Source organism: Eisenibacter elegans DSM 3317, from assembly GCF_000430505.1.
Taxonomy (GTDB): domain Bacteria; phylum Bacteroidota; class Bacteroidia; order Cytophagales; family Microscillaceae; genus Eisenibacter; species Eisenibacter elegans.
Genome location: NZ_AUMD01000019.1, coordinates 355,823 through 370,744 on the forward strand (window position 1 = coordinate 355,823; position 14,922 = coordinate 370,744).

Genomic DNA, 14,922 nt, shown 5'->3' on the forward strand with positions numbered 1-14,922 from the left:
TAGCTTTGCATCAATAGTCTTTGTTTTTACAGCCGCATCTATGCGCCATTTTTGCGTTGATTTTGTATATATGTGTCAACGGTTGAGAAGCGCCCCTGAGCAGCTTTTCCCCACTTTGTATCAACCATTCTTGGGAGTGGTACAAAGCTTGCGTACATATTATCAACAACCTCACCCCATCATTGCCACCACGAAGTATATAGGCACCCAACTCTCTACAAGGTATTCCCAAGGATGAAGCGACTGATACCCTTTTTATGGCTTTTGGCAAGCCTAAACACCTTTTTGTACGCCCAAAGCGGGGGGCAGTCAGTGCTGTATAAGCTCTCCACCGAAAGCCTCGAAAACCTGATTCAGTCCAATACTGACGACTCTACCAAGGTGGAGGTATACAATGAGTTGGCACAACGCCATATATTCAAACAAGAACTATCTCAAGCACTCGAATATGCCCAAAAAGCGCTCAGCCTGAGCAACCAACTAGCCTACGAACAAGGGCAGGCGCAAGCCTTCAAACGCATTGGTACTATTTTTTATATCGAAGGCAACTACCAAAAAAGCCTAGAGTACCAAACGCAATCACTCAAGATTTTGCGCAAAACAAGTACTAACAGAGGACTGGCTACCACCCTCAACAGTATCGCCCTAGCTTATTGGAAACAAGGAGATTATGCCCAAGCCAAACAATATTACGAAGAGGCGCTGAAGCCTTTCAGAGAAGAAGCCCAGCCTTCGGAAATAGCCGCCGGTATTTTCAACAACTTGGCCGTATTGCACAAAGACCAAAAAAATTATGTTGATGCCCAACGCTGCTATCAACAAGCACTCGATATTCGTACGGCGCTCAACAACCGCCAAGCAATGGCTGCCTCCCACCTACAGCTAGGCTTGCTCTACACCGAAATGGCCAAGGCTACTGAAACGGCTTTTCATTTGGAAGAAAGCATCCGCCTCTATGAAGCACTCAATGACTTCAGGGGGATTATGAACACCTACAATGCCCAAGCGGCTTTTTTCCTGCTCGACACCCGCTACCCCCAAGCGCTCACCAGCGGTCGGCGGGCTTTGCAAGTGGCTCAAAATCTGGGAGATAAAGAAGGACAGGCCCGCAGCCACGAACTGATGGCCAAGGCCTGGGAAGGGCAAAACAGCCCCGCCAATGCCCTCTTTCATTATAAAGCCTACCTCCGCTTCAAAGAACTGGCCTTTCAGGAGCAGAAATCCCGTCAGATTGTCGAAATCCTGACCCGCTACGATACCGAGCGCAAGGAAAAAGAAAATGCGCTCTTGCGCAAAGAACAACGCATCAAAGACACTGAGCTGGCCTACCGCAAACGGGTTATCCGCAACCAAGGCTTGGCCGTGGTGGGAGTCAGCCTGACACTGATCTTGGTCGGTATTTTGGCAGTGGTGCTCTATCGCGCCAACCAAATTATCCGAAAGGCCAATAAGGTCTTGCAAGAACAAAAAGCACAGGTAGAGCTCAAAACCCACCAGCTAGAGCAACAAAAAGAGGAAATTGCCATCCAACGAGACCATCTCGAAGCCCAAAGCCAACACCTCGAAGAAGTCCTAGAAGAGGTAGGCAAAAGCAACCGGATCATTCGCGATAGCATCGCCTATGCCTCCCATATCCAAGAAGCAATGTTGCCACAACTGCGCGCCATTAAAGAAACTTTTCCTGAGTCTTTTATCTTTTTCCGCCCGCGAGATGTCGTCTCGGGAGATGTCTACTGGTTTCACGAGCGAGAATCGATGAGCATTATCGCTGCCATCGACTGTACCGGCCACGGCGTGCCCGGAGCTTTTCTGAGTATGATTGGCAATGAGCTACTCAACAAAATTGTACTCTTTCAGGGCATTGTCTCCCCCGAGGAAGTGTTGCGCCTCTTGCACCTCGAAATCCGCCGCACCCTAAAACAAAAAGAATTGTCTATCTGGGATGGGATGGATATGTCTATCTGTGTGGTCTACAAAGATAAGCCCATCATAGAGTTGGCCGCCGCCAAGCAGTCGGTGCTTTATGTCCAACAAGGAGAGCTACACCACGTCAAAGGCGACCGCCTCTCTATTGGCGGCATTACCAATACCGACGACGAAGTGCTCTATACCAAACACACCATCAGCGTAGACCAACCTACTACGCTCTACCTCTTTTCTGATGGTTATCACGACCAGTTTGGTACGCTCGATGGGCGGCGGACAAAGTATAAGCTACACCGCTTCAAGGACTTGTTGTTGCGTATCCATACCCTGCCTATGCCCGAACAAAAACAAGCACTAGAAGCCGCATTTGAAACTTGGATGGAGGGGCACGAACAAGTCGATGATGTCTTGGTCATAGGCCTGCAGTATGGCGTGAGCTGATTCCCAAAGACCATCTAACAACATTGCACACCAAGATTTTAGGGGGCATTCAAAAAACTGTCCCATTAATCGACCCTGTAGGTGGCTGATTTTGATAGCCAAATGATGTACCAGACATACGCCCCACGTCGCTAAACGCCCTAACGTGCTATAAACATTTCATCCCTTCGGGATGTGGAATACATACATCACCCCTTTACCCTCCTTGGAAATGGGTAAGTTATTTACTGAATAACCTCTTATGAAGAAACCCAAAAAAATTACGATAAAGTTTTTTCTCAACGAACATATCAAACCCATAGATACCCCCCAAGGGATTGCCTATCCACTCTATTGTCAGATTACCTATAACCGCAAAAACACCCATATCAAGTGTAACTATGGAGGGTACTACACCTCTATGGAGTCTATCCAAGAAACACAGCCCAAGCTATTGCCTTTTGAAGAATACATCTTTCGTCAGATGATGGACTATGAGGTAGGCCAACACGGCGAACTGCTGGATATGAAGGGCTTAGGTACAAAATACGACCGCTACTCAGTATCCATTCACGCGCTCTTCAGCCACCACCTCAAGGCCCGCCTCCAAAGCGAAACCCTTCAGGCACAGCCACAAGAGTTTGTAGAAGTCCTCAATTATCACAAAAAAACCTTGTCGTTTCAAATCTTGCTTCGAGCTGCCGAAAAACTTTTTGATGACCTGCCCGGCTTGCTCAGCCCTGAGTTTCACGAGGAAATCACACTCTACCAACACTATTACGAGCTATACAAAACCACACTCGACCAAGCCGAAACAGATTACGGATTCCCTCTCATCATTGATTGGGTAACAGGCACACACCCGCGCCAACTCGAAACCCTGCTCCAAACACGTTTTGACCAAGAGCCGGAACTTATCAAGAAAATGATGACGACCATCCACCGGCTCGTCTGTACCAAGCTAGAAATAGGACTGAGGCTCCAATAACGCCTTTTGTGGCGCTAGCGCTCCCCTCTCAGCACTTCCTGAAGTGCTTGCGCCATCGCTTGCGCTTGGGCATATTGCCAAGGCCAGCCTGTCAGCTTGAGCCGCCGTGCATCTGTACGCACCAAAATCAAGGTCGGGAACTGGCTGAACAAAACCCATGCCGCCGCCATTGCCGCCAAGGCGAGGCTGATTGTCAGCCAATGAGGATATACCACACAGATATACAGACATATACCCAACACCATACTGCCCGTAAACCACTCCCGGTGTGTTTGGAGGCGCACAGCAGAGAGCTTCTGCAAGGCCAAGGTTTCGGGTTTGCCCTTGACAAAGAGGTCTTTGCCTTTGGGAAAAGTCAGACTATCGGAGGTCAAAACACCAAACACATTCTGTAAGGGCGATATACCCACATCAGGTCGGGTGATGGTCTTGTCGTCGTTAGTGGTTGTAAAAACTGTCGTCGCTTCTTCTTCGACAGGCATCGTGATAGCCCCTATATCTTCCGGCTCTGGCTCCTCTTCGTGCGTAGGGGTGATGACCCACTCTATCGTTTGGGGTGGCTCTTGGGTATTGCGCAGCTCAAAAGGCGATACCGGCTCTTCGCCCGAAATAGCACGCGCAAATTGTGCCGCATCTTGGAAGCGCTTGATGGGGTTTTTGGCTGTGGCCTTATCAATAATCAACTGCCACCGCTCAGCTATGGCAGGATACATCATTTGTAGCCGGGGCAGCGGCTCATTGACAATCTTGAGGCTGATGTCAAACTCCGACAAGTTGCGCGAATATGGGCACTGCCCTGTAAGCATCTCAAACAATGTTACGCCCAAAGAATAAATATCACTGCGTCTGTCTACCGAGTGAGCGCGTATTTGCTCTGGGCTCATATAGTAGAGCGTACCCATCTTGGTGCCGGCTTGGGTGAGGTGGTGCTCTGAGCTGCCTGTGATTTTGGCAATCCCAAAGTCCAATACCTTGACTTGGCCTTGGGTCGTAATCATAATATTGGACGGCTTGATGTCGCGGTGTACAATGCCTTTTTGGTGGGCATAGGCAAAGGCTTCAAGCAATTGTTCAAAAAAATAAACTGCCTTACTCTCCGGAATAGGTCCCGAAAACCGGCTGATGTATTGGTCAAGCGCAAGTCCTTCTACATACTCCATCACGAGGTAAGCCGTAGCCTCCGTCTCGACATAGTCGTAGAGTTTGACAATATGGGGGTGTTCCAAATTGGCCAACACTGCTGCTTCGTTTTCAAATCGCTCACGGATAGCAGGATTACTAAAAAAACTGTGACTCAGCTCCTTAATAGCCACTTTCCGGTCGATGCGCTGGTGTACGCCAAGGTATACCTTGCCCATCCCCCCTTCGCCCAATATTTGCAAGAGTTGGTAATGATGTATGGATGGTAATGATGGCATAGGCGCATGCCCCAACAACAGTTGGGTTTTAGGCAAGGTTTTGGTTCAACAAATACAGCGGATTGGGGCAGTTTTGGAGATATGCCTCTGCTTGGTCAGCAGCCACCACCCCGGGATAATCTCCCTCCAAACCATCGAGAGATACCATAATTTGGAGGTGCAGGTGTGGAGTCCAGCCTCCGTTTTCGCTCATATCGCCCAACCGACCTATGGCCTCGCTACGCTTAAAACCCTTGTATGGACGCAATGAGGCTAGCGAATTTTTGCTCAAATGGCCGTAAAGCGTATAAAAATCAACCCCTTCGATACGGTGTTCTAGGATAATCACCCCTCCATAATCTCCCAGAGCCGGCCTAAACGAGAAGCTGTGTACTTCGGCCTCCCAAGGGCTGTATATCTCTGTTCCGGGTGGCATCCAGATGTCTATACCCAGGTGTATGGAGCGATAAGTTCCGTCGGGCTGTCTAAACAACGGGCTGCGCTCATACATCCTGCGCCTTTCGCCATAGCCGCCAAAGGCGGCCCAAGCCTGATTCTCTGTGATTTGAGTAGTAATGTAGGTTTGTAACGCCTCTGAGTCAAGCGTATCAATACCGGCCTGCTCAGCCGTATCCATAGCAAAGGGCAATAGGCGCTTTTGGTCTTTGTCTAATGGTACTGGACAGTAAAAAGCGGCTTGGTATCTTTGGAGTATTTGATGGACTTTCTGAGCTTTGGTCATGGGGTTTGCGCAAATGAGAAAGGTTCGATGGGGCTTAGCCACGAAATTAGTGCAAAAAATCAAAAATCTTTGAAATAATGCTGCTGAAGGGCAAATTTTTCTTTCAACTGCATCGCCCGCTCCATCACTTGAGCGCTTTTGTCGGCTATCATCACCCCGGCAGTTTGGTCTTGACCTTGGGCATTTTCCCAATCCAACAAGCGCAGCCCAACAAAGTAAATCTTGAGCAAGCGCTTGGGCGAAGCCTCTACCGGCGTATTGCCCTCACTGTAGAAAATCAGGGCTTCGTCATTGTCAAAAACAAACTCCTCATACCGCAACAGCCCCTCCCGCTCCTGCCGAATCATCACTGCCCTGAGCAAGGTGGTGCCGGCATCGGTATAGCTAAAAAAATAGCGCTCGTGGCTCTGTACCCACTGGCCAGTTTCGGGAACGCGGTTTTTGAAGGTATTGAGTACTTGCTCATAAAGATAATACTCTTCCCGGGTGATTTTCTGCCGGATGTATTGGTAATAATCTTTCACAAAGCGCAGTTCGCCCTCTTGGACACCGGCACTTTGGGCCATACCCAACTCCACCCCCATTATCAGCCACAAAAACATCCACTGGCTTATCCACACCAGCAAACATAAAACAGGCTTGGCACTCCTCATAAAAAGCAAAAACATAGGTTTAGTATCAACCAACAAAGCTACACTTTTTAGGCCAAAGCTTTTTGTGTTTGCGCCAAAAAGCCTATATTAGAACTTCGAAATCGAAACAACGAACGTTGTCCGCAACCCTATTTGTGGCTTTGATAGCCTACAAATATCAGATTTAATGTACTCATAGTCAGTTGACTAACTAACGGCGGCTAAAAAAAACACCGCTTAATTGTTGGACAAATGTTTGATTATATTGCTTTTAATCTATTTCTTTGCAGTGTTTTTTTAAGAACTAAAACTGGTACATACAATGTCTGACATCGCACAACGAGTTAAGAACATCATTATCGACAAATTGGGAGTGGATGCCGCAGAGGTTACTCCTGAAGCAAGCTTTACCAACGATTTGGGCGCTGACTCACTCGACACCGTAGAGCTTATCATGGAATTTGAAAAAGAATTTGAAATTTCTATTCCTGATGACCACGCCGAGAAAATCGGTACTGTAGGAGATGCCATCTCTTACCTTGAAGAACACGTGAAGTAAACCGTTACTCCTCCATGAACCTCAAACGCGTTGTAGTAACCGGGTTAGGCTCACTCACACCGATTGGAAACAATACCCCTGCCTTTTGGGAGGGGTTGCGTAACGGAGTGAGTGGTGCCGCACCCATTACCAAATTTGACCCTGAGAAGTTTAAGACACAGTTTGCCTGTGAGCTCAAAAACTTTGATGTCCATAACTTTATGGACAAGAAAGAAGCCCGCAAAGTAGACTGGTTTGTCCAGTATGCCTTGGTAGCCGTAGATGAGGCTGTCCAAGACGCACAACTTCCCCTCAACACCATCAACAAAGATCGTGTGGGGGTTATCTGGGGGTCGGGCATTGGCGGCTTGCGAACCTTCCAAGAGGAAGTAATGGCTTTTGCCCAAGGCAATGGCACGCCCCGCTTCAACCCATTTTTTATCCCAAAAATGATTGCAGACCTTAGCGCAGGGCATATCTCTATACGCTATGGTTTCCGTGGGATGAACTTTACCACCGTCTCGGCTTGTGCTTCGGCTACCAATGCCTTGGTAGACGCTTTCAACTACATACGCCTCGGGAAGGCAGATGTGATTGTAAGCGGAGGCTCTGAAGCAGCCGTTACTGAGGCCGGTATTGGGGGCTTCAATGCCATGAAAGCGCTTTCAGAGCGTAATGACAGCCCCGCAACGGCTTCGCGCCCCTTTGATAAAGACCGTGATGGCTTTGTCTTGGGTGAAGGCGCAGGAGCGCTCATCCTCGAAGAGTATGAGCACGCCAAAGCCCGTGGTGCTAAGATTTATGCTGAAATCATAGGCGGCGGAATGTCAGCTGATGCACACCACATCACTGCCCCACACCCCGAAGGCATAGGCGCTACCAATGTGATGATTGACGCGCTGCGCGATGCGCAAATTCAACCCGAAGCCATTGATTATATCAATGTACACGGTACTTCTACTCCGCTAGGAGATGTGAGCGAAGCACAAGCCATTGAGCGCGTTTTTGGCGAACACGCCTACAAGCTTAATATCAGCTCCACCAAGTCTATGACAGGGCACTTGCTCGGCGCTGCCGGAGCCGTAGAGTCGATTGCGTGTATCTTGGCGATTCAACACCAAATGATTCCGCCTACGATTAACCACTTTGCCGACGACGAAAGCTTCAATAGCCGCCTCAACTTTACTTTTAATACCGCCCAAGCCCGTGAGGTGCGTTATGCACTGAGCAATACCTTCGGCTTTGGAGGGCATAACTTCTCTGTCATCTTCAAAAAATTGGATGAGTAATGTGCTTCTGCTAGTCAAAAAAATAGCGCAACTATTCAAACGATATACTCCTGAAGAAAAAAGGCTTAGACTCACCATCCAACAGTTGGTGGGTTTTAAGCCTTTTAATCTATCGCTCTACCAGCTGGCCTTGCGGCATACCTCAGCTTCCAAGGTCAACGAAATAGGCATGCGGGAGTCTAACGAAAGGTTAGAGTACCTCGGTGATGCTGTTTTGGGCGCTATTGTAGCCGAGTATCTCTTCAAACGCTACCCATTTCGCGAAGAGGGCTTCCTGACCGAAATCCGCTCCCGAATCGTCAACCGCGAATCACTCAATGAAGTCGCACGCAAATGTGGGCTGATGGCCCTGATAGAGTTTGAGGGCAGCCGACGGCATTTTTCTCATAAATCTATTGGCGGCGACGCGCTCGAAGCCCTCGTAGGCGCTGTATACCTCGATAGAGGCTATCAAGGCGCACGCACTTTTGTGGTAGAGCGTATCCTACAAATCCACCTCGACTTGGATGAAGTAATAGAAAACAACAAAAACTTCAAGAGCTTGGTGATTGAGTGGGCGCAACGCGAGAACAAAAAACTGCGCTTCGCCATCATCTCCGAAAAAGGGCAAAAACACCAGCGAGAGTTTATCGCTGAAGTCTATATCGACGACCAACCCATCGCCACAGGCAGTGGCTTTAGCAAGAAAAAGGCAGAACAAGCCGCTGCCGAAAAATCTTGCGAAATACTCAAAATAGGCTGATTTTCTGAGTCTCCACTCGCCTAAGGGGCTTTTTTGTAGTTATTCCGCCTACAGAAAAGCTCCTATTTTATTACCCCAAAATCGCTACTTTTATCGGCTTTTGCCAATAAAATAAACAATCTATCATTCAGGCACTTGCCTTGATGCCTCAAAAAAAGGCGCACAAGTCGCTTTGTCTTTGATAGATTATGCGTATATTTGTCTTACAATGTTACCTCAATAATCGTTTATTTGTTACCTTTTCAATGTTTCTAACTTAATTGCCATTGCCTATGCCACAAGTTTGGTCTGCTCCTTTAAAAACAGCCTACGGATTGCTCACAAAATTAGCAATTCCTAGCCCCGTACCCGAATCCTCAATGCACGCGCTGCCCTCAGAGCCCGCTCCTATGCCCGAAAGTCCGGCCAAGTTGCGTATCTCGATGGATGAGCTGTCTTACATTTCCGATGCATTATTGGTCTATAGCCAATATCTTCGGCAGCATGCGCAACATCAGCGCCTGCCACACGTACAAAAGTTAGACAAAAAGATTTTTGACTACCTAAGTTACTACGAAGAGTCTACACAGGCTTAGCCTGTATGGGTAGGTTTGGGCACCGTTACTGCCGTTGGCAGTCGATTCTCTCACCTAAACCCCCACTTATGACTCCAGAAGAGCAAGCTCAATTGGCGGCTCTCGAACAGCAGCTCAGGGCTTTCTTAGAAAGTTTTAGAGCCGATGTACAAGCCATCAAGCAGCAGATGCCGCCGCCACGCACTTCGTTACCGTTACAGCACCCACATCAGCCGCACAGCCTGCCGCCTTTGGGCAAATGGACTGCGGACGAGTAAAACATCAGCCCTCTGCACCGCAGGGGGCTTTTTGCTGTTATTGCTGCGCCTTCAGTGCCTCTATCTGCTTGCCGATAGCCTCGGCCTCAGCCGCTTTAGCATCGGCAGCCTTGCGGTCGGTATGGGAAAGCTTGTGCGACTCTTGCATCAAGCGGCTATACTGCGCTTGTAGTTTTTCGATGGGCGATTTTTTCTTGAATATTCCAAACATAAGTATCTTGGGCTTTTGGTTTATATAACATCTAAAAACCCAACTTCTATGTTCCGACAAATGTTTTGGTACTGCCTCAGTCTGTGTTGTCTCTGCTGGAGTGGCATCAGCCCCACCCCTGCGCCTAACCCTCTGGCACAAAAGCTGGTACAAGCTTACCCCGATTTTTTATTGCGAGTAGAAGGAAACGAACTCATCTGGAAAGATGGTACCCGGATGTTGATTGACGACGGGCGAAGCAAAAGTTTTGAGCAGCGCCTAGCCAACGCCGACCTCAAAGACCAGCTCTCACAAACCTACCCCAAAGGATACCCCTATCCTACCCCTGCCCTCAACCAAGACCCCGGACGGATACGATGTGAAGCTTTTTTTAGGAAAATGTATGGCGCTAGCGAGCAAGCCGTGCGCCAACACCTCGTGGCTGTGCGCTGGTTGCCTTCTAGCATCAACAAAACCTTATATGTAACCCAGCTCAACGGAGTGGCCGAGAAACTACAAGCTGTCGCCAATATACTCGACAAGCGCCCTCACCTACACCCATACCTCAACAACCCTGCGGGTACATTTAACTGGCGTTTCGTCAGCGGCACACAAAACCTCAGCACCCACAGCTTCGGCATTGCCATTGATATCAATGTCAATTATTCGGACTATTGGCAGTGGGCACCCAAAGGCCAAGCACTGGTATACAAAAATCGGATTCCTTGGGAAATTGTGGAAGTCTTTGAGCAACACGGCTTTATATGGGGGGGCAAATGGTATCACTACGACACCATGCACTTTGAGTATAGGCCGGAACTGTTATAATTTGGTCGAAAAAAAATTAGTTGTTTTTTGGTTTACCGATATTATTTGTACATTTGTCGAATAATACGCAACACTCACCGAAAATATCTCGTACAAACCTATATACCAACAAGACAACCGTTATGAGAAAGTTCTTTTATTTCATCTTACTCGCCGGCTTGGTATCAGCCTGCCAAAGCGGCGGAGAAACCAACGACAAAGACGCAACATCGGGCTTGAGTGAGGCCGGCGCAGTGTCTTGTTTGGCCAATCAACAATCCAAATTAGAGCAATTGATGTCCAAGTCGTTTGTAGGCCAGTATGTCAGCCTAAGTGAAGACGCAACACTTAACACCTCTTCACATCAAGGTCCGCAAAATGGATATCTCAATAAAGCTATTTGGACTTGGACTTTGGGGGAGCGTACCGTAGAAGGGACGGCTGGCGTACGCTGGCGCGAAACAGAAAGTGGTTTTTTGGGCATCAGCGGGTTTACAACCTTTGTAGAAGGCTCATCTGTTGATGGTTATGATGGCGCAAGCGCCGCAGAGTATCTGTCTTTATTGTATCGGACAGAAGAGCGAGTGGCCGTGCGCCCGGTAGCACAAAACGATGATCTCCTCAGCCCACAAGAACGTGAAATAGCCAAAGGCCTAGAGAAACAAATCAGCTATAATACCAAGATTTTGGATGTGCCCGAGGTAGGCGATGCAGCTCGATGGGATGTGCTCAATAAGACACTCTTGGTAGCCCATAAAAATGTACTCTTTGGCATTCGCTCGCAAGTTGAAGCCGATGAGGAAGCCAATATAGCCCTAGCTGTGAAGATTGCTAGAGATTTGCTTAAAAAATGCCATTAAAATACCTCCCATCCACAACCGGCTTTTCTTTTACCAGCTATCTACTTATTCGACCTTTATAAACAGGTGTGTGTTTATATACCCGGAGTTCCGACGCCACTTGGCGATCGGAACTTTTTTTGTGCCTGCGGTTAGGTAGCCCCTAAAAAACAGCCAACGGCATCAACAATCCCTAAACAGGCGTAGGGAGAATATTAGTTTTGAATAGCTTGATAGCAATGGCCAGCAAGATGATGCCAAAGACCTTGCGCAGGATATTAAGCCCTGATTTGCCCAGCCGCTGCCCAATAGGTTTGGAAAGCTTAAGCACCAAATACACAAACAACAGGTTGACGACTACCCCCACCATCACGTTGGCTTGCTCATACTCGGCTTTGAGCGAGATGAGCGTAGTCATTGTGCCGGCTCCAGCAATGAGCGGAAAAGCCAAAGGAACAATCGTAGAAGTACTTTGCTCTTCGGCATCTTCTCTGAAAAGTGTGATGCCCAAGACCATCTCGATACCCAAAGCAAAAATAATGATAGAGCCAGCTACGGCAAAGGAGGCGATATCAATCCCAAAAAGCTTTAAAATAGAATCCCCCAAAAACAAAAAAACAAACATCAGTACCCCCGCCACAATGGTCGCCTTCTCTGATTCAATATGCCCTTGGCGCTTCTGGATGTCCAAAATAATGGGGATAGAACCCAAAATATCAATCACCGAAAAAAGTACTAGAGATACCGACATAATCTCTTTGAAGTTGAACATATCCAGCATAACTTAATTTTGTGCTAACTTTGCTTATATTATTGTTTTTAGTTGTGCGCTTGGCGCAGCACAAATATAATGGTTAATTATCGGAATGGCTCATTGAGCATCCAAATACCCCCTGTATCACACTCAAACCCTATAAAAATATGAATATCGGAGACCGCGTACGCCTTTTACACGGGCGCGAAGAAGGAGTTATCACCCGCTTGATAGACCCAAAGCTGGTAGAAGTAGAAATAGAAGATGGTTTTACGATTCCTGTACTCAAAACCGAACTGGTAACCATTGCCAAAGAAGAAGGAGAGCGATTTGGTACACCCAACAAAGAAGCCAGCAGCCCTAAGGAAGCCGCCAAGCCTCAGGTAATGAGCCAAAAGGGCTTTTATGCGGCTTTTGTGCCTGTAAATGATAAGCAGCTTTCGCTATACCTTATCAATAATACGGATTATGACCTCTGCCTGAGTGTGTCCGAAGAACGTGATAGCCTACACAATGGCCTCTATGCAGGCGTTTTGGGTAAACGCAAAACCCAAAAAGTACACAGCCTCTCGCTCGACCAGTTTGAGCAATGGGGAGTGTTTGTTTTCCAAGCACTTTATTTTGCTATGGGCAAACATCAACACAAAACCCCCTTTTATCGCAAGCTCAAGTGTAAGGCCAACAGTTTTTTCAAGAGCAAGAAAGAAGCACCTATCTTGGGTAAGCAGGCCTATACCCTACAGCTCGACCGTGAGGATAGCCCTTGGCAAGTGCAGGTAGACATACAGGTACACCTTAGCGATGAGGAAGCCCCAACCCAACCAAGCGTAGACCCCATACGCCTAAGAGAGCAACTGTTGGCTCCCAATAGCTTGACTGATGAACTGGTAGTCCCTCAGAGTAGCTCCAAAGCCGCCACACACAATCTCAAGGAGGTTGATCTCCATATCGAAAAGTTGACACCACACTACGCTAAAATGAACAATGCGGAGATGCTGACCCTACAGCTCGATACTTTTGAGCGCTACCTAGACCAAGCCATTGCTGCCGGAATAACAGAGCTGGTTTTCATACACGGTGTAGGCAACGGCAAACTACGTCAAGAGATTCACCGCCGCCTAAGCAAGCATCCTCATATCCGCCATTACCAAGACGCAAAGCGCGAAAAATTTGGCTATGGCGCTACTTTAGTGGCTATCTAGTGAAATAGCGCCTTTTGGCCGCAGACCTATAAGGTTTTGAAAACCTTATAGGTTGCTCAGAAATAGTAAAACTTCGCTCAGGCACACCCTCATATATTGGTGTCTTGTCGGTATCCTCATCATTCAGTAGTAGACATTCCCAAAGATTTGATACGCTTGCGTTCGACACGTGCCGTAATACTGATACTGATTTCGTAGAGCACACTCAAGGGCAGAAAAATCAATACTTGGCTGAACATGTCCGGAGGGGTCAACACCGCCGCGACCACTAAGATAATCACAATGGCATGGCGGCGATAAGTACGTAAAAATGCGGCGCTAATAAGCCCCGCCGCAGCCAAAAAATAGACAAATACCGGCAGCTGAAACAAGATAGCAGAAGCCAGCACAATGCTCGTCAGGGTAGATACATAGGAGATGATATCAAACTCATTGATGATAGAAGGATCGAGGGTATAGCCTGCCAAAAAGTTGATAGACAAGGGCGAGATGATATAATAGCCAAACAACACGCCCAGAATAAACAACAGGCTGACAAAAAAAGTAGCGCCACGGGCGGCCTTCTGTTCGGCAGGATAAAGACCAGGGCGTATAAAGCTCCATATTTCCCAAAAAGCATAAGGGAATGCTAGAATAAGGCCGATGACCGCCGAGGAGGTCAAGTGCATCATAAACTGACCTGCCATCTGTCGGCTTTGAATCGTAAAGTTGAGTTGATTGATACACAGCGCCTTAGTTTGTAATAATTCGCTTAGTTGGCAGAGCGCTTGATAAGTCCAAAAATCTGTGCGCGAAGGTCCCAAAATCACCACCCCAAATACAAAAGGCTTGGCCAAAAAAGCGGCAATGCCAAACACAAAAATGGCAGCGCCAGAGCGGATGAGGTGCCAACGCAGCTCTTCGAGGTGGTCAATGAAGCTCATTTCTTTCTCAGTAGTAGCCGCCTCTTGGCGGTTTTGGCGTAGGGCTTGGGCTACGTGTCCTATCAGTCCTAGTTTGGCAGGTTGTTTCATATATTTTTGGGCGGAAATCAAGTAGACTACAAAGTTACACAATGCCTTTGGAGTAAAAAAGCGCTCATAAACCCTATCTTTGCAACGCAAAACAAAACAAAGATGATTAGTTGGATTTATTTGGTCATAGCCGGGCTTTTCGAGACCGGGTTTGCTACCTGCCTCGGCAAGGCACAAGAAAGCGAAGGAGCTACAGCGATTTATTGGTATGTAGGGTTTGCGCTCTGCCTAACGGTGAGTATGCTGCTTTTATGGAAAGCTACCCAAGTACTGCCTATCGGCACTGCTTATGCCGTCTGGACGGGCATTGGCGCAGTAGGAACGGTGGTGATGGGAATTTGGCTTTTTGCAGAGCCGGTGGCCTTTTGGCGAATGTTTTTCTTGGCGACGCTTATTGCTTCTATCATCGGGCTGAAAGCCGTTACGAAGGGTTAGCACTGGTGGTTGTATGTTCCTACACATCCACTGAATTAAAGACTTATTCACGCCACTGGATATTTTTCAAATCCCACAGTTAATACTACAGGCTAAGTCTTATTTTACCCCCAAAATAAGGTCTGAGCTTGTCTTGGAGCTGGAACTCCGAGCTACTTTTCCAAAAATGTCCAGAG

At 47.8% G+C, this 14,922-nt stretch carries 17 protein-coding genes; 11 read left to right on the forward strand and 6 right to left on the reverse strand.

Going from position 1 to position 14,922, the window contains the following annotated elements:
* Positions 1 to 234 precede the first annotated feature (234 nt).
* Complete coding sequence (locus G499_RS0107515) at positions 235 to 2,367, forward strand: tetratricopeptide repeat protein (protein ID WP_026999437.1); 2,133 nt, start codon at positions 235 to 237, stop codon at positions 2,365 to 2,367.
* 241 nt (positions 2,368 to 2,608) lie between these two features.
* Entirely contained in the window at positions 2,609 to 3,334 is a 726-nt protein-coding gene (locus G499_RS0107520) for a hypothetical protein (protein WP_026999438.1), read from the forward strand.
* 14 nt (positions 3,335 to 3,348) lie between these two features.
* Here G499_RS0107520 and G499_RS21005 read toward each other — a convergent pair whose 3' ends face one another.
* The 3 genes from G499_RS21005 to G499_RS0107535 are packed head-to-tail and all read right to left on the reverse strand — an operon-like array spanning position 3,349 to position 6,141.
* Positions 3,349 to 4,788, reverse strand: coding sequence for a serine/threonine protein kinase (locus G499_RS21005; protein WP_081413687.1), 1,440 nt, complete (start codon positions 4,786 to 4,788; stop codon positions 3,349 to 3,351).
* Positions 4,781 to 5,473 carry a peptidoglycan DD-metalloendopeptidase family protein gene (locus G499_RS19110; protein WP_035726811.1) on the reverse strand — a complete coding sequence of 231 codons (693 nt, stop codon included), beginning with the start codon at positions 5,471 to 5,473 and terminating at the stop codon, positions 4,781 to 4,783. Before G499_RS19110 ends, G499_RS21005 begins: the two co-directional genes overlap by 8 nt.
* A 59-nt stretch (positions 5,474 to 5,532) precedes the next feature.
* Positions 5,533 to 6,141, reverse strand: a complete 609-nt coding sequence (locus tag G499_RS0107535; RefSeq protein ID WP_026999439.1) for a hypothetical protein — start codon at positions 6,139 to 6,141, stop codon at positions 5,533 to 5,535.
* A 286-nt stretch (positions 6,142 to 6,427) separates the two neighbouring features.
* Between G499_RS0107535 and G499_RS0107540 the strand changes: the two genes are divergently transcribed.
* The 5 genes from G499_RS0107540 (at position 6,428) to G499_RS0107560 (ending at position 9,506) form a co-directional block, all read left to right on the forward strand.
* Complete coding sequence (locus G499_RS0107540) at positions 6,428 to 6,664, forward strand: acyl carrier protein (RefSeq protein WP_026999440.1); 237 nt, start codon at positions 6,428 to 6,430, stop codon at positions 6,662 to 6,664.
* Between the two features lie 14 nt (positions 6,665 to 6,678).
* A complete protein-coding gene (gene fabF, locus G499_RS0107545; protein ID WP_026999441.1) occupies positions 6,679 to 7,932 on the forward strand; it encodes a beta-ketoacyl-ACP synthase II in 1,254 nt (417 codons plus the stop codon).
* 7 nt (positions 7,933 to 7,939) lie between these two features.
* Positions 7,940 to 8,674 carry a ribonuclease III gene (gene rnc, locus G499_RS0107550; protein WP_425387248.1) on the forward strand — a complete coding sequence of 245 codons (735 nt, stop codon included), beginning with the start codon at positions 7,940 to 7,942 and terminating at the stop codon, positions 8,672 to 8,674.
* A gap of 272 nt (positions 8,675 to 8,946) precedes the next feature.
* On the forward strand, positions 8,947 to 9,249 hold the full coding sequence (locus G499_RS0107555; protein WP_161627714.1) for a hypothetical protein: 303 nt from the start codon (positions 8,947 to 8,949) through the stop codon (positions 9,247 to 9,249).
* A 68-nt stretch (positions 9,250 to 9,317) separates the two neighbouring features.
* Positions 9,318 to 9,506 carry a hypothetical protein gene (locus G499_RS0107560; RefSeq protein WP_026999444.1) on the forward strand — a complete coding sequence of 63 codons (189 nt, stop codon included), beginning with the start codon at positions 9,318 to 9,320 and terminating at the stop codon, positions 9,504 to 9,506.
* Positions 9,507 to 9,543: 37 nt separating this feature from the next.
* Here the strand turns inward: G499_RS0107560 and G499_RS21725 are convergent, their stop codons facing one another.
* Entirely contained in the window at positions 9,544 to 9,717 is a 174-nt protein-coding gene (locus G499_RS21725) for a Lacal_2735 family protein (RefSeq protein WP_035726813.1), read from the reverse strand.
* 48 nt (positions 9,718 to 9,765) lie between these two features.
* Between G499_RS21725 and G499_RS0107570 the strand changes: the two genes are divergently transcribed.
* Positions 9,766 to 10,524 carry a M15 family metallopeptidase gene (locus G499_RS0107570; protein WP_026999445.1) on the forward strand — a complete coding sequence of 253 codons (759 nt, stop codon included), beginning with the start codon at positions 9,766 to 9,768 and terminating at the stop codon, positions 10,522 to 10,524.
* Positions 10,525 to 10,646: 122 nt separating this feature from the next.
* Positions 10,647 to 11,363 (forward strand): hypothetical protein, encoded by a 717-nt coding sequence (locus tag G499_RS0107575; RefSeq protein WP_026999446.1) that lies wholly within the window; start codon positions 10,647 to 10,649, stop codon positions 11,361 to 11,363.
* A 172-nt stretch (positions 11,364 to 11,535) separates the two neighbouring features.
* Here the strand turns inward: G499_RS0107575 and G499_RS0107580 are convergent, their stop codons facing one another.
* On the reverse strand, positions 11,536 to 12,114 hold the full coding sequence (locus tag G499_RS0107580; protein WP_026999447.1) for a MarC family protein: 579 nt from the start codon (positions 12,112 to 12,114) through the stop codon (positions 11,536 to 11,538).
* Between the two features lie 149 nt (positions 12,115 to 12,263).
* Here G499_RS0107580 and G499_RS0107585 point away from each other — a divergent pair, with 149 nt between their 5' ends.
* Positions 12,264 to 13,298: a Smr/MutS family protein gene (locus G499_RS0107585; RefSeq protein WP_026999448.1), complete on the forward strand. Its 1,035-nt coding sequence runs from the start codon at positions 12,264 to 12,266 to the stop codon at positions 13,296 to 13,298.
* Positions 13,299 to 13,417: 119 nt separating this feature from the next.
* On the opposite strand, the gene tatC is transcribed toward G499_RS0107585, so the two are convergent.
* Positions 13,418 to 14,311 (reverse strand): twin-arginine translocase subunit TatC, encoded by an 894-nt coding sequence (gene tatC, locus G499_RS0107590; RefSeq protein ID WP_081413688.1) that lies wholly within the window; start codon positions 14,309 to 14,311, stop codon positions 13,418 to 13,420.
* A 105-nt stretch (positions 14,312 to 14,416) separates the two neighbouring features.
* Between tatC and G499_RS0107595 the strand changes: the two genes are divergently transcribed.
* Positions 14,417 to 14,746: a DMT family transporter gene (locus tag G499_RS0107595; RefSeq protein WP_026999450.1), complete on the forward strand. Its 330-nt coding sequence runs from the start codon at positions 14,417 to 14,419 to the stop codon at positions 14,744 to 14,746.
* The last annotated feature ends 176 nt before the right edge of the window (positions 14,747 to 14,922 follow it).